The following is a 21853-nucleotide window of genomic DNA, read 5'->3' as shown; positions in this document are numbered from 1 at the left end:
GGCGCGTTCAGCGCATCTGCAGCCGCGCGTCCTTCGGGTAGCCGATGGTGTAGTCGGCCGTCACGCGCGCGGTCTGGCCGGCCGCAAGGTCGAGCTGCCACATCGCCAGGCCGGGCTGCCTGTTCCAGGCCAGCTCGGCGGGCTGCGGCGAGAACTCCGAGGCCACGCGTACCTTCTCGTCGACCGACACCGGTGCGGCCTCGAGCACCTGCACCGCGATCGGCGTGCGGTGGCGGTTCTCGACGACGTAGGCGCGCTGCACCTTGCGCTCGGCGCGCGAGCCGGCGAAGCCGCCAGAGCCCTGGTTGTCGCGCTCGGGCTCGGCCTGCACGCGCACCAATTCGTCGCGGCCGAAGGAGAGCGTCAGGCGCGCGTCGCTCGGTGCATTCCAGCGTCCGCTGCCCACGAAGGCGCCGTCGCGGTACAGCTGCATCGGGCCGGCCGGCCACACGCCCGCGGGCTGGTCGAGTTCGGCGACGAGGAAGGCGCTGGCGTCGACGCGCGGGCTGGTGCGGGCTGCCAGCCTGGCCGTGTCTTCGTGCTGTCCCAGCGCCATGGTCACGCGCTGGCCGTTGGAGGGCACGTCGATGGGCTGCGCTACGGAGAATTCGGTGGCGAAGCTGTTGTCGAACACGCTCACGTCGAAGAGCGGCTCCTGGCGTTCGCGGCCGTCCGTCGCCTTGCGCGCCATCAGCGGCGCGGGGGCGATGGCTGCCGCCGGCGCGGCGGGGTAGGCCATCTCGGCCTGCGGGCGCGGCGGCGGCTCGATGCCGATGCGCCACGCTGAGGGCAGGCGGCCGGTGGTCTCGCGGCGCGGCTGGCCGGTGGACAGCACCAGCTTCACGCCGCGCCAGTCCTCACCCGTGGCCTGCGCCACCAGGGCCTGGCGCTCGATGCGGACCTTGCGCGTGGCGGTGTCGAGCAGCGCGCGGTAGGTGGGCGTCCAGCCCGGGCCGTTGACCTGGTAGCTCAGCTTCACGTCGGCATCGGCGCCAGCGGCCAGCGTCACCGTGACGGCCGTCACCTGGCCGCCGTTGCCCTGGGTGCGGGTGCGTTCGGCCAGCAGCGGGTTGAGCTGGCGGTCGATCTCGGCCTGTCTGCGCTGGATCTGGTGCTGCTTGAGCAGCGAGTCCTGCCCGGTGCGGCGCATGGCCTCGGTCATCGCGGCGAGGTTGCGCGCGTCCATCGGTGCGCGGGCGCCTGAAGTGTTGTCGCTCCCGCCGGCCAGCCCCTTGAGGTAGCCGGTGACCATGCCGAGTGCATCGGTCTCCGCCTGCAGGGCGGCCTTCTGGTCCTCGAGCTCGCGGATGCGGCCGTCGAGCGGGCTGGTCGAACAGCGTGCCGAGAGCTCGCGCTGCTCGCTGAGCACCGAGGTCTCTCCGATGCGCACCGAGGCATCGGCCGATACCTGCAGGCTCTGTACATCAAGCCCGGCCGGCAGGCAGGCGAAGGTGACCGAGCGCGCGCCGGCCGCGACGCGCGCCACGCGCTCCACGGTGGCGCTGCCCGGGTAGACCTTGACCTGCGTGATGCGCGAGTCGGCCGCCATGGCCGGCGGCGTTGCAGCCTGCCCCTGGGCGCTGATGCTCAGGACCAGAAGCAAGGCGGCGCCTGCGGTGGCGCGGAGGAGGGCGGAAGTCGATGCTTTCATGGGATGCCTTTGGAGCGGAAGTGATGAATGACCCCGGCTCATACGGACGGCCCCGGCGAACGGGGTTAAGGCATCGTCGAAAAATTTCTGCGCAGCCCGGCGGCGCTGTCGCCAATGCAACCGCCGCGGCGTTTCCGGTCGCACGCGCGACGGCCGATGTCCGGGCTGCTTCCTAGAGTGGGTGCACCGTCTTTCCACCCAACCCCGGACAAGGACCCACCACCATGCTCGACACCATCCAGGCCATCAACAGGACCGCCGCCTTCAACCGCTGGGCCGGCTTCGAAGTGACCAGCGCCGGCAATGGCGAAGCCGAACTGCGCATGGACTGGCGCGAGGAGGACATGGGCCAGTACGCCGGCTTCCTGCACGCCGGAATGATCGGCGCGATGCTCGATACCGTGAGCGGCTACGCGGCCGCCACCGTGGCGGGCCGCGTGCTGGCCTCGCATTTCTCGGTCAACTGCATCTCGCCCGCCGTCGGCCGCGCCTTCATCGCACGCGGTCGGGTGGTGAAAGCCGGCCGCAAGCAGGTGTTCGCGGCGGCCGAACTCTATGCGCAGGGCGACAGTGCCGATTCGCTCAAGCTCGTGGCGACGGGGAACGCCATCCTGGTTCCCGTCGAAGAGCCTCCTCCCGCACCGCAGGAGACGCGGAAGAAGTCGCAGCCCGCCGCCTGAGCTTCAGTCCGAAGAGCGGCCGCAGCAGGTTGGTGCGGCGGATCAGCCCGTCCGTCAGGAGCCAGCAGCCGAGCAGCGTCAGCGCGATGAGCAGCGCGGGCTCGACGACCGGGCCGAGCGCTAGCGGTGCCAGCAGGGTCACGCCGACGATGATCAGCGTCTGGTGAAGCACGTACCACGGGTATACCGACTCGTTCGCCCAGCGCAGCCAGGGCCAGGGGCGGTTCAGGTAGCGGTGGCCGTGGCCGAGGATGGCCGCGACGGCCAGCCAGAGGTAGAGCATGCGCAGGGTGTCCACCAGCAGCCCCGGAAGCGGGCTCTTCATGCCGGCGCGCAGCAAGATGAAGGTGCCGATCACGGCGACGGCCAGCGCGAGCGACACGCGGCGCAGCCGCTCCAGTTCCTTCCAGACGCCGGTGTCCACGCCCATCCAGTAGCCGTAGAGGAACATCGTGAAGTAGATGCTGTGCAGGTGGAAGTCGCGCACCAGGTTGTGCGTGGCCGGGAAGCGCGAGGCCAGCAGCATCGTGAATATCAGCAGCGGCACCACCGGCAACAGCAGCAGCCTCCAGCCGCGCAAGCCGTTGAAGGCGCCGCGCATCCACTGGCCGGCGGCCGACCGCCACAGCGGCAGCGTCAGGGCGATCAGCGCCGTGTAGGTGAACAGGTAGGGCAGGTACCAGAGGTGGTTCCAGGTGATGCCGAACTCCGCGCCGTCGAAAGCCTGCTTCGGCCACGGCTGCGCCATCGACAGGTAGCGCAGCAGGAAGGTGCCGAAGCCCGGTGCCACCAGGCCGTTGGCCACGCCCTGGGCGTAGGCCTGGTAGGGCACGACCACCGCCATGCCGAAGGCCAGCGGCAGCATCAGCCGCAGGCCCCGGCTGCGCAGCAGGGCCCAGGTGCCCTGGCCCCGGCTCAGGAAGCCGAGCGACACGCCCGAGATCAGAAAGACAAGGTCCATGCGCCACAGGTTCAGGATGCGCATCGGCCACTGCAGCCATTCGGCCGCGTCCGGGCTCTTGAGGTGCCAGGGCCAGTCGGCCACGTAGTACATGCCCACGTGGTAGAGGATGACGAAGAGGAAGGCCAGCGCGCGCAGGGCGTCGATGTCGTGGCGGCGGTGGTCGGGCGGTGTTGCGGCAATGGGGTCGGCGGTCATGGAAGGTTCCTCGGAGCGGAAAGGCCGCCATGCTCGGCCGGGCCGCTTCCGCGAGGTGCGGCCGGGGGACGGATCACCCCCGCTTTGTGACGAGCGGTGGCCGGCAGGGACGAAATCCGGCCCAGACCGGCCGTCCCTGCGGCCTTTTCGCGAGAATTCCCCGCATGGGAGACCCCCGCAGGAACCTCTACGAACGCTACGCGCCGATCCGCCGTCCGCTGGAGGTGGCCTTCTGGATCGTGCTGCTGACGCTGCAGGCCGTGTTCAGCACCATGGTGGCGATCGTCGACATGCGCACGCGCGCCGTGCCCCGGCCCCACTGGGAGGTCGCGACCTGGGAGGTGTCCAGCCACCTGATGCTGCTGTTCCTGGTGCCGGCGCTGGTGATGGTGGAGCGCCGGCTGTCGCCGCTGGTGCGCAGCCATCTGCTGCGCTTCCTGGCCTGGCATGCGGTGGCGAGCGCGGCGTTCAGCCTGGTCCACGTGGTGGGCATGTTCGGGCTGCGGGCGCTGGTCTATGCCATGGCGGGCGAGCACTACGACTTTGGCGGCTGGGTGAGCCAGTGGGGCTACGAGTACCTCAAGGACGTGCGGGTGTACGTCAGCATCGTCTTCGGCATCTGGGCGTACCGGCTGTTCCTGCTGCGGCTGCAGGGGGAGGCGCGGGTGCTGGATGTGCCGGAGGAGGGAGCGGTGGCCGCGCCGGTTGTTGCCCCGAGCCCGGATTCGGCAGGGGCGGGGGGATTTGAACCCCCGGCTGCAGACGCGCTCCCGCCGCCTCCCGCCCGCCCCGAGCGCTTCCTGGTCCGCAAGCTGCGCCGCGAATTCCTCATCGCCGCCACCGACATCGACTGGCTCCAGGCCGAGGGCAACTACGTCGGCCTGCACGTCAATGGCCACGACTACCTGCTGCGCTCCACCCTGACCGACTTCCTGACCCAGCTCGACCCCGCGCTCTTCGTGCGCGTGCACCGCAGCCACGCGGTGAATCTCGCGCGCATCAAGGAAATCGAGCCGCTGGACGGCGGCGACGCCCGGCTGCACATGCATGACGGCACCACCGTGCCCTGCAGCCGGCGCTACCGTGACGCGCTGCGGGCGGGCGCCGGTCCGGGCTGAAGCGGTGCGTGGCGGGCTTGATCAGCCCGTTATTGGTTCATCTCGCACCATCGAAGAGCTTGTAGGCACCATTTTTGCTTCATTGGCCGGCCTCGCTGGTTGATTCCGGTGCGGCGCACCAATTCAAACCAAAAATCCGCAAGAAGCTCCAATGGACGCACTCAAACAGGGCGCAGACGCGCTGTTCATCCTTCTCGGCGCCATCATGGTCCTGGCCATGCACGCCGGCTTTGCCTTTCTCGAGCTGGGCACCGTGCGCAAGAAGAACCAGGTCAATGCGCTGGTGAAGATCCTGGTCGACTTCTCGGTCTCGACCATCGTGTATTTCCTGGTGGGCTACGGCGTGGCCTACGGCACGCATTTCTTCGTGAGCGCCACCGAACTGTCGGCGAAGAGCGGCTACGAGCTGGTGAAGTTCTTCTTCCTGCTGACCTTCGCGGCGGCCATTCCGGCCATCATCTCGGGCGGCATCGCCGAGCGGGCCAAGTTCTGGCCGCAGCTCATCGCCACGGCGGTGATCGTCGGCTTCGTCTATCCGCTCTTCGAGGGCATCGCCTGGAACAAGCACTTCGGCATCCAGGAATGGATCGCCTCGCTCACCGGCCACGAGTTCCATGACTTCGCCGGCTCGGTGGTGGTGCATGCGGTGGGCGGCTGGCTCGCGCTGCCGGCAGTGCTGCTGCTGGGTGCGCGGCGCAACCGCTACCGCGGCGACGGGTCGCTGAGCGCGCATCCGCCGTCGAACATCCCCTTCCTGGCCCTTGGTGCCTGGGTGCTGTGCGTAGGCTGGTTCGGCTTCAACGTGATGAGCGCGCAGAGCATCGACAAGATCTCGGGCCTGGTGGCCGTGAACTCGCTGATGGCGATGGTGGGCGGCACGCTGGTGGCGCTGGCCATGGGCAAGAACGACCCCGGCTTCGTCTACAACGGCCCGCTCGCCGGCCTGGTGGCGGTGTGCGCCGGCTCCGACCTGATGCATCCGCTGGGCGCGCTGGTGGTGGGCGGCGTGGCGGGCGGCATCTTCGTCAAGCTGTTCACGCTCACGCAGAACAAGTGGAAGATCGACGACGTGCTGGGCGTGTGGCCGCTGCACGGCCTGTGCGGCACCTGGGGCGGCATCGCGGCCGGCATCTTCGGCACGCAGGCGCTCGGCGGCATCGGCGGCGTGAACGTGTGGGCGCAGCTCATCGGCACGGTGATGGGCGTGGCCTGGGCCGCGCTGGCGGGTGCGGCGGTGTACGGCGCGCTCAAGGCAGTGGCGGGACTGCGGCTCTCGCAGGAAGAGGAGTACGACGGTGCCGACCTGTCGATCCACCACATCTCGGCGACGCCCGAGCGCGAGGTCAACTGGTAGGCAGGCTGCAGGGCCGGCCTGCCTCGGCTATTCTCGGCGCCCCTTCAAACCACCGAGGAGCCGAACCATGACAACAACACCCGCTCGCTGGCTTCGCCAGGGCATGGCCGCGCTGGCCGGCAGCCTGCTGATGCTTTCGTTTTCTCCGATGGCGCAAGCCGCCGCGCCGCAGGTCAAGACCCAGGCGCCGGGCTTCTACCGGATGATGCTCGGCGACTTCGAGGTGACGGCGCTCTTCGACGGCACCCTCGACCTCGAGCCCAAGAAGCTGCTCACCAACACCACCCAGGAGCAGGTCGGCAAGCTGCTCGACCGGGGCTTCGAGAAAGACGCCGTGCCCACCTCGGTGAACGGCTACCTCATCAACACCGGCAGCAAGCTGGTGCTGGTCGACACCGGCGCCGGCGGCCTCTTCGGCCCCACGCTCGGCAACCTGCAGGCCAACCTCAAGGCAGCGGGCTACCAGCCCGAGCAGGTCGACGACGTGCTCATCACCCACATGCACGGCGACCACGTCGGCGGCCTCGTGCAGGACGGCAAGCTGGTCTTTCCCAACGCCACCATCCACGCCGGGCAGGAGGATGCCGACTTCTGGCTGAACAAGGCCAACCTCGAGAAGGCCTCGGCCGAGATGAAGGGCTTCTTCCAGGGGGCGATGGCCTCGCTGAACCCGTACGTGGAAGCCGGCAAGTTCAAGGGCATGAAGGGCGGCACCGAGCTGGCGCCCGGCATCAAGGCCGTGCCCGCCCACGGCCACACGCCCGGCCACAACATCTACGTCGTCGAGTCCAAGGGCCAGAAGCTGGTGCTGTGGGGCGACCTGATGCACGTGGCCGCGGTGCAGTTCGCGCAGCCGCAGGTCACCATCTCCTTCGACGTCGACTCGAAGCCGGCGGCGGTGGAGCGCAAGAAGGCCTACGCCGACGCGGCCAAGGGCCGCTACCTCGTGGGCAGCGCGCACCTGCCGTTCCCGGGGCTGGGCCACGTGCGGGCCGAGGGCAAGGGCTACGTCTGGGTGCCGGTCGACTACCAGCAGGTGCGATGAGCGACCGATGAAGGTTGAGCGGCGCGGGCCGGTGTCGCGGCGCCCGCGGGCACGAATGCGCGCTCTGTAGCAAACTGGCCGGCCGCTTCGCTTTCATCATCCATCCGCCCCATGACCCAAGCTCCACCCGCCCTCGAAGTCCTCCCCCGCGACCTCTCCGCCTACCGCAAGGGCAACGTCGGCGTCGACTACGTGCACCGCTTCGAGTCCGGCAAGCCCGGCCCGCACGTGCTGATCAATGCGCTCACGCACGGCAACGAGATCTGCGGGATGACGGCCGCCACGCACCTGCTCGACAACAACGTGCGCCCGAAGATCGGCACGCTCACCGTGAGCTTCGCCAACGTGGCCGCGTACGAATCCTTCAACGAGGCGCTGCCCTTCGACAGCCGGCAGCTCGTGCACAACCTCAACCGCATCTGGTCGCCCGAATGGCTCGACGGCACCGAAGACAGCCCCGAGCTGAGCCGCGCGCGCATCCTGCGCCCGGTGGTGGATGCGGCCGACCACATCCTCGACATCCACTCGACCAGCCAGCCCGTCGTGCCGTTCTGGGTGTACCCGGGCTTCGAGCGCAACGCCAAGGTCGCGCAGGCCATCGGCCGCCCCTCGGTGCACCTCATGATGCCCGACGGCCTGGGCTCGGGCACGCCGCTCATCCAGTACGGCAGCCACGGCGGCCCCGACGGCAAGGGCGTGGCGATGGTGGTCGAGTGCGGCCAGCACTTCCTGCGCTCGGCCTCCGACCTCGCCACCGCCGTCACCTACGACTTCCTCGCCTACTTCGGCCTCGTCGACAAGGACCCGGCGAGCCCGCCGCCCGAGCCGCAGCGCCGCTTCCAGCTGCTGCAGACCTACGTCATCAAGTCGCCCGACTTCGCCTTCGTGCGCCCGCTCATCGGCTTCGAGACCTTCGCCAAGGGCGAGCTGATCGCCACCAACGGCGACGAGGAAATCCGCGCGCTGTGCGACGACTGCACGATCTTCATGCCCGCCCAGCGCGCGATCGTGGGGCGCGAGGCGGTGTACCTGACCAAGCCGATCTGAAGCTGGACGCTCAGCAGATCAGCAGGTGCCGCGGCTTCTCCGCGGTGCTGTAGTCCGCATGCCAGTAGTGCGGGTCGTCGCAGGGGCTGAAGACGACCTCGGCGCCGGCATGGCGGTTGTCGAAGTGCCTGTCGAGCGTGACGTGCACGGAACCGGTGTCGGGCCAGTCGGTGCCTGCATCGCAGACGCGGCTGCCCGAGGCGACCTCGGCCGCGACGATAGCCCGCAGCGCCGGGTGAAGGCGCTCGTTGAGCAGGGCGAGGATGTCTCGCCGGCTGCCGGGACGGACCGAGGCGGCGAGGCAGGCTTCGGTGAAGGCGGGTGCGTCGTGCATCGTGGCAGCGGTGCCCGCTCAGCCCGCAATGAACAAAGCCGGGTCCACCATCGCCCGGTTCAGCATCACCGACCAGTGCAGGTGCGGCCCCGTCACCCGCCCCGTCGCGCCCACGGCGGCCAGTTGCTCGCCGGTCTTCATCACGTCGCCGACCTTCACGTCGATGCGGCTGAGGTGGCAGTACATGGTCAGCAGGCCGCCGCCGTGGTCGAGCCAGACGGTGCCGCCGTTGAAGAAATAGTCGCCCGTGTCGATCACCTTGCCGGGCAGTGGCGCGAGGACCGGGGTGCCGGTGCCGGCTGCGATGTCCATGCCACTGTGCGGGTTGCGCGACTGGCCGTTGAACACGCGGCGCAGGCCGAAGGAGCTCGAGCGGCGGCCGGGCACCGGCACGCGCATCTTCAGCACGGTGTCGGGACGCATGTCGCTGAGGGTGGCCGTCACGCCGGCGAGGTGGTCGCGCTCCTTGACGTAGCGGGCCTCGTCCTCGGGCGAGAGGTCGACGGTGCGAGGGGCCACGGTGAGGCGCTGCTCGCGGTATTGCTTAGGGGCGATGGTGTAGGCGATCTGGCGCTCGGGCTTGCCTTCGGCGCGCACCGTGATGCTGGCTTCGCCGGGTTCGGCCGCCAGAGGGATGCCGACGACGGCGGTCCATTCGATGGTGTCGCCGAGCACCAGCACGGGGATGTCGCCCGAGAAGGCCTGGGGCCGCTTGGCGGACGGGCCCAGCGACAGGCGGGCCACGCCGCCCGGCACCTGCGATGCGTGGGGCCACACCTCGGGTGCCGACGCCGCTTGCTTCTTCGCCTTGGCCTGGGTCGCGGCGGCGGCATGCATCGCGGCGAGGAGGCCGACGGTGCCGAGGACGGCGCTGCGGCGGTTCAGTGCGAAAGGGGCGAGGTCGAGTGGAGCAATGGGTGTGTGCTTCATTGAGAAAAAGGCAAGGTTTCGTTTGGATGAGGGGAGGGCGCCGGCTTGTTCGATGCGGCGCTAGTCGCTCCAGGTTCCCGGCGCCAGTCCTTCGAGCGTGTGCGGCCCGATCGCGGCGCGGATCAGCCGCAGCGTCGGCAGCCCCACGGCCGCCGTCATGCGCCGCACCTGCCGGTTGCGGCCCTCGCGGATGGCCAGTTCGATCCACGCGGTGGGAATGCTCTTGCGCTCGCGGATCGGCGGCGTGCGCTCCCACACCTCGGGCGGCGGGTCGAGCAGGCGCGCGCGCGCGGGGCGGGTGGGGCCGTCGTTGAGCATCACGCCGTTGCGCAGCGCGGCGAGCGCCTCTTCGCCGGGCACGCCTTCGACCTGCACCCAGTAGACCTTCTCCATCTTGAAGCGCGGATCGGCGATGCGCGCCTGCAGCCTGCCGTCGTCGGTGAGCAGCAGAAGGCCCTCGCTGTCGGCATCGAGCCGGCCGGCGACGTAGACACCGGGGATGTCGATGAATTCCTTCAGTCCCCGCCAGCGGCCCTCGGGCGTGAACTGGCTGAGCACCCCATAGGGCTTGTTGAAGCGGATCAGCCGGGAGGACGAGGACGATGAGCGGGAAGAAGAAGGGCTCGAACGATTCATGTGCCGACAGGATAGCCCGGGTCCGTCCTGCAACCTCCGGCGGCCGGCACGGCTCCAATGGGCTTGTTCATTCGAGACACAGGGAATCCGGTATGACGACCAAGATGCGAAGCTCCATCCCGCTCGCCTGCACGGCGATGGCCGGCCTGCTGCTGGCGGCGTGCAACAGCACGGCCATCCGCGTGGGCGGCGCGCCCGAGGCAAGCGTCAAGAACTGCGTGGCCGCGGCTGCGCGCGAACTCAGGGTGCCGCCGGCCAGCATCGCGGCCGACAAGGGCAGCACGCCGCGCGACGGCGTCTACACGGTCAACCTGAAGGTCGGGCCGCAGGGAAGATCCGCCGTGTGCACCACCGACGAGAACAGCGCGGTGATCGGCGTGGTCTACAAGCGGCCCGAGTAGCGACGGGCCGCTTGCCTGCCTGCTTACTTGCCCCAGCTGTCCCGCATTCCGGCCGCGCGGTTGAACACCGGCTTGCCGGCGATGCCGCTGGCCTTCGCGTCGAGCACGAAGTAGCCGTGCCGCTCGAACTGGATGCCGACGCCCGGCTCGGCCTTGGCCAGCGAAGGCTCGACGAAGGCCGAGCACACTTCCAGGCTGTTCTTGTTCAGTTCTTCCAGCAGCTCTCCGCTGCCCGGGTGCGCCGCGGCGAAGAGGCGCTCGTAGAGCCGCACCTCGGCCTGCACCGCGTCGGCGGCGGCCACCCAGGTGATGTTGCCCTTCACCTTGATCGCGTCGGCGCCGGGCGTTCCGCTCTTGGTGTCGGGCACCAGCTTCGCCTGCACTTCGACGAGCCTGCCGTCGGCGTCCTTCGTGCCGCCGATGCACTCGATGACGTGGCCGTACTTCAGTCGCACCTTGTTGCCGGGGAACAGGCGGAAGAAGCCCTTGGGCTGCACTTCCTCATAGTCGGTGCGCTCGATCCAGACCTCGCGGCCCAGCTTGAATTCGCGCTGGCCCATCTCGGGATGGTGCGGGTGCACGGGGGCCGAGCAAGCGTCCAGAGCGTCGTCGCCGCCCATCAGCTCGCCCCAGTTGGTGATGACCAGCTTGACCGGGTCGAGCACGGCCATGGCGCGTGGTGCGACGGGGTCTAGCGTGTCGCGCAACGCGGCCTCGAGGCTGGCGTAGTCGATCCAGCCGCCCGACTTGGTGGTGCCGCTGCGTTCGCAGAACAGGCGCAGCGCCTCGGGCGTGTAGCCGCGGCGGCGCAGGCCGGCGATGGTGGGCATGCGGGGGTCGTCCCAGCCGTCGACGTACTTCTCTTCGACCAGCTGACGCAGCTTGCGCTTGCTGGTGAGCACGTGGGTCACGTTGAGGCGGGCGAATTCGTACTGGCGCGGGTGCGGGCTGGCGACGAGGCCGCCCTCGGCGAGGCGGTCGAGCAGCCAGTCGTAGAAGGGGCGCTGGTCTTCGAATTCCAGCGTGCAGATGCTGTGGGTGATCTGCTCCAGCGCGTCCTCGATGGGGTGCGCGTAGGTGTACATCGGGTAGATGCACCACTTGTCGCCGGTGTTGTGGTGGTGGGCCCGGCGCACGCGGTACAGCGCGGGGTCGCGCATGTTGATGTTGGTGCTGGCCATGTCGATCTTGGCGCGCAGGATGGCGGCGCCGTCGGCCACCTGGCCGTCGCGCATGGCGCGGAATCGTGCGAGGTTCTCCTCGGGCGTGCGGGTGCGGAAGGGGCTGTCGGTGCCGGGCGTGTTGAAGTCGCCGCGGTTCGCCCGCACTTCATCGGCGGTCTGCTCGTCCACGTAGGCGAGGCCGGCGCCGATCAGGTATTCGGCGGCCTCGTACATGAAGTCGAAGTAGTCGCTCGCGAAATACTCGTGCGGCTGCATCGTGCCGGGCGCGCCGGGGCGGTCGGCGAGATAGGTCTCGTAGCCCAGCCACTTCACGGCGTCGCGGATGGAGTCGACGTATTCCTGGTCTTCCTTCTCGGGGTTGGTGTCGTCGAAGCGCAGGTGGCTCACGCCGCCGTATTCCTTGGCCAGCTCGAAGTTGAGCCAGATGCTCTTGGCGTGGCCGATGTGCAGGTAGCCGTTGGGCTCGGGCGGAAAGCGCATGCGCACCTTGGCCGGATCGGCCATGCCCTGTGCATGATGAGCGGCGTTGCCGGGCGAACCGCCCCACTTGCGGCCAGAATAGGCACCCTGTGCGAGGTCGTTCTCGATCACGTGGCGCAGGAAATTGCTCGGTGCAGCTGTCGTCTTGGTGCCGCTTTTGTCGGTCGGGGAGGTCATTGCGGCATTTTAGGGGGCACCCCCTATGGGTTACCTTTGGCAACGTTCTTCACATTGGCCCGTGCACCCCGTTTGCATTTGCCGCGTTCAATACACCACATGGGCGGTCCCGATCCGGACAGTGCCCACCCCAAACAAGGAGAGCAGGATCATGAGCTTCACACGTTCAACCTTTTTCAAGTGGGCCGCCGCGGGCGTCGTGGCAGCCGGTGCATTGTTCGCCGCCACCTCGGCCAGCGCCCGCAGCGACGTGAGCTGGTCGATCGGCGTCGGCGTACCAGGCGTGGCGGTGGGGGTGGGCAGCCCGGCCTACTACCCGGCTCCGGCCCCGGTCTATGTGCCGCCGGCACCCGTCTACTACGCGCCGCCGCCGCCGGTCTACTACCGCCCGCCGCCGGTGTATTACCGTCCGGCCCCGGTCTATTACGGCCCGCCGGCCTATTACGGTCCGCGCTACTACGGTCGCGGCTACTACCGCGGCCACGGCCACTGGCGCTAAAAAGCCACGGCAATCGTGACTGAATGAAAAAAGCCGGCTCCGAAAGGGCCGGCTTTTTCTTTGGGCGTTTCCGGGCTCTTGTTCGCCCAGTTTCACATCGCGCGAAAGAGATGGGCGTACAGCCGGCTGACCGGGATCTTCTCGGCCCGCCCGCGCAACATCAGGTGCAGCTTGCCGGCCTCGTCGCGGTGAACCGATTCGATGGCCGAGCTGCGCACCACCACCGCCCGGTGCACCTGCCAGAAGGTGTCGGCATCGAGCTGCGGCAGCAGCTGCTTGAGGGGCGTGCGGATCAGGTATTCGTGCGTGGCGGTCAGCACGCGCAGGTATTTGTCGGCCGCCTCGAAGTAGAGAACCTCGTCGATCGGCACCATGCGCACGGTGCTTCCGCCCGCGTCGCTGGCGGCGATCATGCGAAGCGGGGCGGGAGCCGGCGTGGTGGCCGCGACCCCGGCTGCCCCCAGCACCTGCCGCCACTGGGCGAGCGTCTGCTCCAGCGCCGCATCCGCCAGTGCGGGCGTGGCCGCCGGCTGCCTTGCGGCCAGCGCCTGCTGCAGCCGGCCGACGGTCTTGCGCAGGCGGTCGGGCTGCACCGGCTTGAGCACGTAGTCGATGGCCTGCGCCTCGAAGGCGCGGGCGGCGTATTCGTCGTAGGCCGTCACGAACACCAGCTGGGGCATGGGCGTCTCGTCGGCGGGCCAGCTGTCGGCCAGCTCGGCAGCAGCCCCGAGGCCGTCGAGGCCGGGCATGCGGATGTCGAATAAAAGCACCTGCGGCAGCAGCCGCAGCGCCTCGCGCACGGCGCTGCGGCCGTCGCCGGCGGTGGCGACGATCTCCAGCTCGGGCCATGCGGCGGCCAGTTCGGCCTTGAGCGCCTGCGCGAGAAGGGGTTCGTCCTCAGCGATGAGTGCGGTGGGGGATGCAGTGGTCATCTTGTCGTTGTTGTCCTGTCGTGTGGCGTGCGTTCAGGCCGGCGCCGGAATGCTCAGCGTCGCCAGCGTGCCGCCCGAAGGGGAGGGCGCCATGCTCATGGTGCCGCGCTCGCCGTACACCGTGGCCAGCCGCTCGCGCACCTGCTCGAGCCCGAAGCCGCTGCCCTGCGACGGCGGCGCCGCACCCAGGCCCACGCCGGTGTCGCTGACCTCGATCACGAGCGAGCCGCCTTGCTCGTCCCTGCGGGCGCGCACCACGATCTCGCCGCCTTCCACCTTGGGCTCCAGGCCGTGGCGGATGCTGTTCTCCACCAGCGGCTGCAGCAGCAGCGGCGGCACCGGCGCGTCGCGCAGGTCCTGCGGCAGGTCGAGGGTGTAGCGCAGCCGGTCGCCCATGCGCACCGACATCAGCTCCAGGTAGTCGCCCAGCCGCTCGAACTCGGCCGACAGCGGATGCGAGAGCGCGCGCGAGCCGCTCAGCGTCATGCGCAGGTAGCTGTTGAGCCGGTCGAGCATGGCCACGGCGCGCGGCGGATCGACCGTGATCAGCACCCGCAGGTTGGCCAGCGTGTTGAACAGCATGTGCGGCTCCAGCTGCGTCTCCAGCAGCTTCAGCCGGGCCTCGGTGGCGTTGCGCTGGGCCAGCTCGATCTGGCTCTGCATGTGCTTGCTCTTGCCGAGGCTGTAGAAGAAGAAGCACATGCCGACCGTCGCGATGATGGTGATCGTGACGCCGGTGGCCAGCTTGTGGCCCCTGATGTCGAGAAAGTCGAACCGCGGCGCGTCGAACACGGCGTCGCCGATGACGTTGCCCACGAAGAAGCCGACCGCCACGCCCAGCGCGACGAGTGCGAAGCCCCAGGGCCAGTTCGGCCAGTGCGTCTCGCGGTGCCCGCTGAGCAGCAGCCGCCCGGTGTCGATGAACAGCCAGCTGACCATGCCGATCGCCAGCGAATAGACGAGGTGGCCCGCCCAGTTGTCCCCGCCGGTGATGGTCATCGCGATGGCGATGAGGCAGCAGAAGACGGCCGTGATCAGGCCATGCCGAAGCATGTCCCGGAAGTTCTCCGCGCGGAAGCGGCTCTGCGGCGCGGTGCTGCTCATCCGCGGTCCCGGCCTCCCAGGGCGCGGCGCTCGCGCTCGACCAGCCTGTCGTAGAAGCCGCCGCCGGGCGCGACGAACCAGACCACGGCGCCATGGATCAGCAGCCCCAGCCCCCAGCCCATGAGCGGATACATCGCCCAGTTGCGGCCGTTGGCGGCCGAGATGGCGACCAGCCCCAGGTTGACCAGCACGTAGACGAAGGCGTGGACGTACCAGCCCATCTTGGCGCCGGCGCGGCGGCGGGCGAGGCGCTCGATCTCGGAGCGGGAGGAATCGGAGGAGGCGTAGGAAGTCATGACAGCTCCTTGTATTGGACAGGAATGAAATCGGCCGCCATTGCGGTCTGCGGCGACGGCTGCAGGGCCGCGCGCTGGCGCAGCTCCTCGGTGGTGTCGCCGGGGCCCTCGGGCTTTCAGCCGGGCGGCTTCACGAGGTAGCCGACGAAGGCGCGCACGGAACGGGCCGAGGCGAGGTCGCGAAAGAGCGCGCGCCACTGGCCGAACTCGATTTCCAGGATGTTGTGGGTGGTGACCGGGTTGACGAGGCCGTAGCGGCAGGGCACGTCGGCGCGCTCGGAGATGTAGGTCCCGAACAGGCGGTCGAACACGATCAGCACGCCGCCGTAGTTGCCGTCCAGGTATTCCAGGTTCGAGGCGTGGTGCACGCGGTGGGCCGAGGGGGTGTTGAGCACCCATTCCAGCGGGCCGAGGCGCGGAATCCAGGTCGCGTGGATCCAGAACTGGTACAGCAGGTTCAGCGTGAGCATCAGCAGGACCACCCGCGGCGGCATGCCCAGCAGCGGTGCCAGCATGAAGAAGGCCAGGGTGCCGGTGAGGCGGCCGGTCCAGCCGAAGCGGTAGGCGGCCGACAGGTTCAGCTGGTTCGGCGAATGGTGGATGGCGTGGGTGCACCAGAACCAGCGCACCCGGTGCGCCGCGCGGTGGTACCAGTAGTAGCAGAACTCCTGGCCGATGAAGCAGGCCGCCCAGCCGGTCCAGTGGTCCATCGGCAGGGTGAAGAGGCGGTGGGCGTAGAACCAGTCCATCGCGCCGGTCCAGAAGGCCAGGGGCAGCAGCCAGCGCAGGGGGTATTCGCGCACCAGGAAGTCGAACACGGAGACGCCGGCGGCCTTCCAGTCGTAGCTGCGCCAGCCGTTGCGCCAAGAGAGCACCAGGGCCTCGGCGATGGAGGCGGCCAGCACCACCGTGACGGAGATCTTGAGGATCAGCAGGAGCGCGTTCATGGCGGCGTTTCTTCCGTGAGTGGTTGCCCGGGAATCGAGGCCCGGGAATATTAGGCCGCGCGGGCCGCGGCGGCCATGGCGTCGGTACGGATGGCCAGCTTCCAAAGGCGCACGGCGCGGGCAGCGAACACCCCGGTGAAGGCGCCGTACAGCACGGGCACGACGATGGCGAGGGTCGGCTGATGGCGCAGTTCGGGGTGCATGGCCAGGGCGGCGCCCACCGCGTACTTGGTCAGGAAGATGCCCATCATGAGCATCAGCGGCACCGGGCTGCCGGCCACTTCGAACTGGCGCGCGGCTGCGTCGTAGCGGGTGGCGGCGTGCAGCGGGCACTGCAGCACCAGCGCCGCCATCACGGCCGCGGCGGCGGCCCAGCCCAGCAGGGCGCCGAAGGAATCGCCGAACACCGAAACCACGCCGTAGATCGACAGGCCGCCCATGGCGACGGGCATCAGCGTGACGCGGGTCAGGCTCACCTGGTTGGCCAGCAGCTGCCGGGCGCCGAGCCACAGCAGCACGAAGAACACGGCGAACACCCACTTGGGCGTGTGAAGGACGATCTGCATCAGCATGGCGGCACTCCGTGGAAGGTGAAGGTTGAAGAAAAGCTGAAAAAAGCGGTGCAAGGAAATCGATGGGTTGGACTGTGCCGATGCCCGCGCGCCCCGGCCACCGCCGTGCGACGGAATGCGCGCAGGCGGCGCGAATTGCAGCCTGGCCGCGCGAATTGCAGGGTTCCGGGGGGGCAATCCGGGAGACATGGAGGAGGTTTTGAGGAAGCTTGTAGGAGGCTCCCGCGAGCTTTACCGACGCTTTACGGCCCAGCAAAGAGCCGGACTACCATCCGCGCTGTACTACGCTGGTCCGCACCCTCGCACCTTTCGCACGCACCGTCCATGGAACAAGAAAAACCAACCGAGCCTCTGCCTTCCGCCGTTTCTCCCAACCATCCGACGGTCCGCAGGCGCCGTTGGATGGGCAGCCTTCTGGCCCTGCTGCTGCTGGCGGTGCTGGGCGGTGGCGCGTGGTACCTGGTCCAGCGCTCGAAGACGCCGGTGGCCGGCCCAGGCGCCGGCCCGGGACCGGGCGCGGGCAGGCAGGGTGGACCCGGCGGCCCTGGCGGCCCCGGGCGCGGAGGCGGTGGCGGCCCGGCCTCCAGCACGGTCGGCATCGCGACCGCCAGGCAGGCCGACATTCCGGTGCAGCTGGAAGCCCTGGGCACGGTCACGCCGCTGGCCAACGTGATCGTGCAGCCGCAGGTTTCGGGCGTGCTCACGGCGGTGCTCTTCCAGGAAGGGCAGATGGTCAAGAAGGGCGACGTGCTCGCCACCATCGATCCGCAGCCGTTCCAGAACGCCCTGGCGCAGGCCACCGGCGCCCGCCAGCGCGACGAGGCGCAGCTCGCGGCGGCGCGGGTCACGCTGCAGCGCTACCAGACCCTGCTGGGCCAGGATTCCATTGCCCGCCAGGACGTCGACACCCAGGCCGCGCTGGTCAAGCAGCTCGAAGGCACGGTGGCCATCGACCGCGCCAACGAGAACACCGCCAAGCTCAACCTCGCCTGGAGCCGCATCACCGCGCCGGTGAGCGGGCGCATCGGCCTGCGGCCGGTGGACGCGGGCAACTACATCTCCACCGGCACCACCAACGGCATCGCGACCATCACGCAGATTGCGCCGATCGACGTCGAATTCGCCATTCCGCAGGACCGCGTGCCCGAAGTGCAGGAGCGCCTCGCCCAGGGGGCGAAGCTCGACGCCACCGCCTTCGACCGCACCCGCACGCGCCGGCTCGCGAACGGCAGCTTCTCCACGCTGGACAACCTGGTCGACACAGCCACCGGCACCGTCAAGGCCAAGGCCCGCTTCGCCAACGCCGACAACGCGCTCTTCCCGAACCAGTTCGTCAACCTGCGGCTGCTGCTGCGCACCGTGAACAGCGCGGTGGTGGTGCCCGTCACGGCGCTGCGCCACGGCCCCAACGGCGACTACGTGTATGTGCTGAACGAAGACAACACCGTGTCGCAGCGCACGGTGACGCGCGGCGAATCGAGCGTGGACAACGTGGCGATCACCTCGGGCCTGCAGGCCGGCGAGCAGGTCGTGACCGAAGGCGGCGACCGTCTGAAGGACGGCGCGCGCGTGCAGACCCAGGCCGACCGGCCCGCGGGCGCCGCATCGGCTCCGGCAGGTGGCACGCATCGCAGCCGCCGGCAGGGCGGCGGCGCAGGCGGTCCCGGCGCGGCCAGGGGCGCCGAGGGCGCACCGGCAGCCGGGGCTTCCGCGGCGCCGGCCACCTCGACCGCCCCCGGCGCTGCGGCAGCCCCTGCCGCGGCCTCCCCCGCGCCCTCCACGCCTTCCGCGCCCTCCGCGGAGACGGCCCCCGCCACGCCGGCGACGCCGGCCAAGCTCCCGACCGCCGAGCAGCGCCAGCGCATGCTCGATTCCGTCAAGGACAACCCCGAGCAGCTCGAGCGCCGCAAGCGTTTCCTCGAGGCGCTGGACCGCGGCGATCCGGCCGCGCTGGAGCGCTGGCAGCGCATGTCCGAACGCGGCGGCGAAGGCGGGCAGGGCGGCAGGCGCGGCCAATGACGAACGGTCTTCGCATCACCAGCTGCTGCCGTCGCAGCAGTGACAGCAGTAGCAGCAGCACGGAGGCCTGCCAGTGAGTCCGTCCCGTCCGTTCATCCTGCGGCCAGTGGCGACCTCGCTGCTGATGGTCGCGATCGTGCTGGCCGGCCTGGTGGCATTCCGCTTCCTGCCGCTGTCGGCGCTGCCGCAGGTCGACTACCCGACCATCCAGGTGCAGACGCTCTACCCCGGTGCCAGCCCCGAGGTGATGAGCAACACCGTCACTGCGCCGCTGGAGCGCCAGTTCGGCCAGATGTCGGGGCTCGACCGCATGAGCTCGACCAGCGCCGCGGGCGTGTCGATCATCACGCTGCAGTTCTCGCTCGGCCAGACGCTGGACGTGGCCGAGCAGGAAGTGCAGGCCGCCATCAACGCCGGCGGCTCGCTGCTGCCGGCCGACCTGCCGGCGCCGCCTGTGTACGCCAAGGTCAACCCGGCCGACGCGCCGGTGCTCACGCTGTCCATCACCTCCGACACGCTGCCGCTGACCGACGTGCAGAACCTGGTCAACACCCGGCTCGCGCAGAAGATCAGCCAGGTCTCGGGCGTGGGGCTGGTGTCGCTCAGCGGCGGGCAGCGCCCCGCGATGCGCATCCAGGCCAACACCCAGGCGCTGGCGGCCAACGGCATCGGGCTGGACACGCTGCGCACGGCGATCTCGGCGGCCAACTCCAACGGCGCCAAGGGCAGTTTCGACGGGCCCAAGCGCGCCTACACGATCAATTCGAACGACCAGCTGATGACGGTCGACGACTACAAGAACCTGATCGTCTCGTACAAGAACGGCGCGCCCATCCGAATGGTCGACGTGGCGCAGGTGGTCAGCAGCGCCGAGAACAACCAGCTCGCCGCCTGGGCCGGCAACAAGGTCGACGGCACCAGCAGGCTCTCGCCCGCGATCATCATGAACGTGCAGCGCCAGCCCGGCGCGAACGTGATCGCCACCGTCGACGCCATCAAGAAGCAGCTGCCCGAGCTGCAGGCCGGCATGCCTGCCGGCCTGAAGATCGAGGTGCTCAGCGACCGCACGGCCGGCATTCGCGCCTCGGTGCAGCACGTCGAGATGGAGCTGGTGCTGGCCGTGGTGCTCGTGGTGCTGGTGATCTTCGCCTTCCTGGGCAGCCTGCGCGCCACCGTCATCGCCAGCATCGCGGTGCCCATCTCGCTGATCGGCACCTTCGGGCTGATGTACCTGCTGGGCTACAGCCTCAACAACCTCAGCCTCATGGCGCTGACCATCGCCACCGGCTTCGTGGTGGACGACGCGATCGTCATGATCGAGAACATCGCGCGCTACATCGAGGAGGGCGAGAAGCCCCTGCAGGCCGCGTTCAAGGGCGCCACGCAGATCGGCTTCACCATCATCTCGCTGACCGTTTCGCTCATCGCGGTGCTGATCCCGCTGCTGTTCATGGGCGACGTGGTGGGCCGCCTGTTCCGCGAGTTCGCGGTGACGCTGGCCATCACCATCCTGATCTCCGCCGTGGTGTCGCTCACGCTGGTGCCGATGATGTCGGCGCGCTGGCTCAGGCACGAGCAGAAGAAGGAGGCCTCGAACAAGGGCTTCGGCGCGCGCGCACAGCGATTCTTCGACGGCGTGATGGTGCGCTACGACCGCTCGCTGCACTGGGTGATCGAGCACCAGGCGCTCACGCTGCTGGTCGCGCTGCTGACCATGGTGCTGACGGTGCTGCTCTACCTCACCATTCCCAAGGGCCTGTTCCCCACGCAGGACACCGGCCAGCTGCAGGCCCGCGTTCAGGCCGCGCAGGACGTGTCGTTCGAGCGCATGTCGCAGCTGCAGATGCAGGCGGCGCAGGCGATCCTCGAAGACCCGGCGGTCGAGAATCTCAGCTCCTTCGTCGGCGTCGATGCCGCCAATAACACCATGCTGCACACCGGCAGCATGCTCATCAACCTGGTGAAGGACCGCGACAGCCAGCAGGTCGTGATGGACCGCCTGCGCGAGCGCGTGCGGCAGGTGGCTGGCGTCACGCTCTACCTGCAGCCCACGCAGGACCTCACCATCGACGCCGAGACCGGCCCGACCGAATACCGCATGTCGCTCGAAGGCGTGGACAGCACCGCCATCACCGAGTGGATGAAGAAGCTCGTCGCCAAGCTGCAGGAATCGGACAAGGTGCGCAACGTCAGCAGCGACGCCGGTGCCCAGGGCCTCGCGGCTTTCGTGAACGTCAACCGCGACACCGCGGCGCGGCTGTCGATCACCGCGAGCACCGTGGACGACGCCCTCTACAGCGCCTTCGGCCAGCGCATCGTCTCGACCATCTTCACCGAGACGAATCAGTACCGCGTGATCCTCGAGGCCCAGCCCGGCATGGTGAACACGCCGCAGACGCTGGGGCAACTGAGCCTGATCGCGGGCTCGGGCACCGCCACGCCGCTGTCGGCGATCGCGCAGATCTCCGAGCAGCAGGCGCCGCTGCAGATCACGCACGTGGCGCAGTACCCGGCGAGCACGCTGAACTTCGACACCGCACCCGGCGTTTCGCTCGGCGCCTCGGTCGACGCCATTCGAGCGGCCGCGAAGGAGATCGGGCTGCCGAGCAGCGTGACGATGACCTTCCTCGGAGCTTCAGGGGCTTACGAGAAGTCGCTGTCGAACCAGCTGTGGCTGATCCTTGCCGCCGTGGTGTGCGTGTACATCGTGCTGGGGGTGCTGTACGAGAGCTATGTGCATCCGCTGACCATCCTGTCCACGCTGCCTTCGGCCGGGGTTGGGGCGCTGCTGGCGCTGATGATCACGGGCAACGACCTGGGAGTGATCGGCATCATCGGGATCATCCTGCTGATCGGCATCGTGAAGAAGAACGCGATCATGATGATCGACTTCGCCATCGATGCCGAGAGAACACAGGGGAAGTCTCCTCGGGAGGCCATTCACCAGGCTGCCTTGTTGCGGTTTAGGCCCATCTTGATGACGACGCTGGCGGCTTTGTTTGCTGCTGTGCCGTTGATGTTCAGCTTCGGGGATGGGGCTGAATTGCGGCGGCCGCTGGGGTTGGCGATCTTTGGGGGGTTGATCGTCAGTCAGTTGCTTACCCTGTTCACTACGCCTGTTATTTATCTGGCGTTTGATCGGTTGGGTGGGGGGAGTGCCCGGAGGGTTGAGATTGAGGAGGAGGCGGTTTGACTTTGTTCGCCTCTTCTTGTTTTGGGTTTCGGAGCCGGGTCTCGCCCCGGCGGGCGACCTACTTTCTTTTGCTTCGCCAAAAGAAAGTAGGCAAA

The 21853-nt window shown here is 68.8% G+C and carries 19 protein-coding genes and 1 pseudogene; 9 read left to right on the top strand and 11 right to left on the bottom strand.

All coding sequences use genetic code 11. The annotated features are described in order from the left end of the window. Positions 1 to 7: 7 nt before the first annotated feature. A complete protein-coding gene (locus tag ACTJLF_RS31935; RefSeq protein WP_416491725.1) occupies positions 8 to 1651 on the bottom strand; it encodes a DUF4139 domain-containing protein in 1644 nt (547 codons plus the stop codon). Between the two features lie 224 nt (positions 1652 to 1875). Here ACTJLF_RS31935 and ACTJLF_RS31930 point away from each other — a divergent pair, with 224 nt between their 5' ends. Continuing rightward, a complete protein-coding gene (locus ACTJLF_RS31930; protein ID WP_019654982.1) occupies positions 1876 to 2331 on the top strand; it encodes a PaaI family thioesterase in 456 nt (151 codons plus the stop codon). Here ACTJLF_RS31930 and ACTJLF_RS31925 read toward each other — a convergent pair. Beyond that, entirely contained in the window at positions 2234 to 3490 is a 1257-nt protein-coding gene (locus ACTJLF_RS31925) for an acyltransferase family protein (RefSeq protein ID WP_440884667.1), read from the bottom strand. The two genes, ACTJLF_RS31930 and ACTJLF_RS31925, sit on opposite strands and share 98 nt — an antisense overlap. Before the next feature lie 164 nt (positions 3491 to 3654). Between ACTJLF_RS31925 and ACTJLF_RS31920 the strand changes: the two genes are divergently transcribed. From ACTJLF_RS31920 to ACTJLF_RS31905, 4 genes are all read left to right on the top strand, one after another. Next, a complete protein-coding gene (locus ACTJLF_RS31920) occupies positions 3655 to 4608 on the top strand; it encodes a LytTR family DNA-binding domain-containing protein (protein WP_132755337.1) in 954 nt (317 codons plus the stop codon). A gap of 151 nt (positions 4609 to 4759) precedes the next feature. Continuing rightward, positions 4760 to 5962 (top strand): ammonium transporter, encoded by a 1203-nt coding sequence (locus tag ACTJLF_RS31915; protein ID WP_019654985.1) that lies wholly within the window; start codon positions 4760 to 4762, stop codon positions 5960 to 5962. Between the two features lie 67 nt (positions 5963 to 6029). Then, entirely contained in the window at positions 6030 to 7007 is a 978-nt protein-coding gene (locus ACTJLF_RS31910) for an MBL fold metallo-hydrolase (RefSeq protein ID WP_126186000.1), read from the top strand. Positions 7008 to 7118: 111 nt separating this feature from the next. Next, positions 7119 to 8054 (top strand): succinylglutamate desuccinylase, encoded by a 936-nt coding sequence (locus ACTJLF_RS31905; protein ID WP_440884666.1) that lies wholly within the window; start codon positions 7119 to 7121, stop codon positions 8052 to 8054. Positions 8055 to 8064: 10 nt separating this feature from the next. Here the strand turns inward: ACTJLF_RS31905 and ACTJLF_RS31900 are convergent, their stop codons facing one another. Genes ACTJLF_RS31900 through ACTJLF_RS31890 form a run of 3 tightly spaced genes read right to left on the bottom strand, consistent with a single transcriptional unit; the run spans position 8065 to position 9954 of the window. Further along, the gene (locus tag ACTJLF_RS31900; RefSeq protein ID WP_440884665.1) at positions 8065 to 8388 is read right to left on the bottom strand and encodes a hypothetical protein; all 324 of its coding nucleotides are present in this window, start codon (positions 8386 to 8388) and stop codon (positions 8065 to 8067) included. An 18-nt stretch (positions 8389 to 8406) separates the two neighbouring features. After that, entirely contained in the window at positions 8407 to 9318 is a 912-nt protein-coding gene (locus ACTJLF_RS31895) for a peptidoglycan DD-metalloendopeptidase family protein (protein WP_440884664.1), read from the bottom strand. Positions 9319 to 9378: 60 nt separating this feature from the next. Next, entirely contained in the window at positions 9379 to 9954 is a 576-nt protein-coding gene (locus tag ACTJLF_RS31890) for a pseudouridine synthase (protein ID WP_019654991.1), read from the bottom strand. A gap of 92 nt (positions 9955 to 10046) precedes the next feature. On the opposite strand from ACTJLF_RS31890, the gene ACTJLF_RS31885 reads away from it, so the two are divergent. Next, positions 10047 to 10355: a hypothetical protein gene (locus ACTJLF_RS31885; RefSeq protein WP_019654992.1), complete on the top strand. Its 309-nt coding sequence runs from the start codon at positions 10047 to 10049 to the stop codon at positions 10353 to 10355. 23 nt (positions 10356 to 10378) lie between these two features. Here ACTJLF_RS31885 and ACTJLF_RS31880 read toward each other — a convergent pair whose 3' ends face one another. Continuing rightward, positions 10379 to 12196 carry a glutamine--tRNA ligase/YqeY domain fusion protein gene (locus ACTJLF_RS31880; protein WP_132755327.1) on the bottom strand — a complete coding sequence of 606 codons (1818 nt, stop codon included), beginning with the start codon at positions 12194 to 12196 and terminating at the stop codon, positions 10379 to 10381. A 151-nt stretch (positions 12197 to 12347) separates the two neighbouring features. Here ACTJLF_RS31880 and ACTJLF_RS31875 point away from each other — a divergent pair, with 151 nt between their 5' ends. Then, the gene (locus ACTJLF_RS31875) at positions 12348 to 12695 is read left to right on the top strand and encodes a hypothetical protein (protein ID WP_019654994.1); all 348 of its coding nucleotides are present in this window, start codon (positions 12348 to 12350) and stop codon (positions 12693 to 12695) included. Between the two features lie 92 nt (positions 12696 to 12787). Here ACTJLF_RS31875 and ACTJLF_RS31870 read toward each other — a convergent pair whose 3' ends face one another. From ACTJLF_RS31870 to ACTJLF_RS31850, 5 genes and pseudogenes are all read right to left on the bottom strand, one after another. After that, complete coding sequence (locus ACTJLF_RS31870) at positions 12788 to 13627, bottom strand: LytR/AlgR family response regulator transcription factor (protein WP_440884663.1); 840 nt, start codon at positions 13625 to 13627, stop codon at positions 12788 to 12790. A 33-nt stretch (positions 13628 to 13660) separates the two neighbouring features. Further along, positions 13661 to 14731 (bottom strand): sensor histidine kinase, encoded by a 1071-nt coding sequence (locus ACTJLF_RS31865; RefSeq protein ID WP_354421348.1) that lies wholly within the window; start codon positions 14729 to 14731, stop codon positions 13661 to 13663. After that, positions 14728 to 15027 (bottom strand): 2TM domain-containing protein, encoded by a 300-nt coding sequence (locus tag ACTJLF_RS31860; RefSeq protein ID WP_019654997.1) that lies wholly within the window; start codon positions 15025 to 15027, stop codon positions 14728 to 14730. The genes ACTJLF_RS31865 and ACTJLF_RS31860 overlap by 4 nt, the downstream gene beginning before the upstream one ends. Continuing rightward, positions 15024 to 15974: pseudogene (locus tag ACTJLF_RS31855) on the bottom strand (sterol desaturase family protein). The gene ACTJLF_RS31860 and the pseudogene ACTJLF_RS31855 overlap by 4 nt, the downstream one beginning before the upstream one ends. Before the next feature lie 50 nt (positions 15975 to 16024). After that, positions 16025 to 16546, bottom strand: a complete 522-nt coding sequence (locus tag ACTJLF_RS31850) for a DUF6622 family protein (protein WP_440884662.1) — start codon at positions 16544 to 16546, stop codon at positions 16025 to 16027. 402 nt (positions 16547 to 16948) lie between these two features. Between ACTJLF_RS31850 and ACTJLF_RS31845 the strand changes: the two genes are divergently transcribed. After that, positions 16949 to 18565 carry an efflux RND transporter periplasmic adaptor subunit gene (locus tag ACTJLF_RS31845; protein ID WP_440884661.1) on the top strand — a complete coding sequence of 539 codons (1617 nt, stop codon included), beginning with the start codon at positions 16949 to 16951 and terminating at the stop codon, positions 18563 to 18565. Between the two features lie 73 nt (positions 18566 to 18638). After that, entirely contained in the window at positions 18639 to 21758 is a 3120-nt protein-coding gene (locus tag ACTJLF_RS31840; protein ID WP_019655001.1) for an efflux RND transporter permease subunit, read from the top strand. Positions 21759 to 21853: the final 95 nt, after the last annotated feature.

The sequence above is a fragment of the Variovorax sp. 22077 genome, assembly GCF_052044195.1.
In the GTDB taxonomy this organism is placed as follows: Bacteria; Pseudomonadota; Gammaproteobacteria; order Burkholderiales; family Burkholderiaceae_C; genus Variovorax; species Variovorax atrisoli.
Note: the sequence above shows the minus strand (reverse complement) of the source record. Positions and strands in the feature narration are given on the sequence as shown.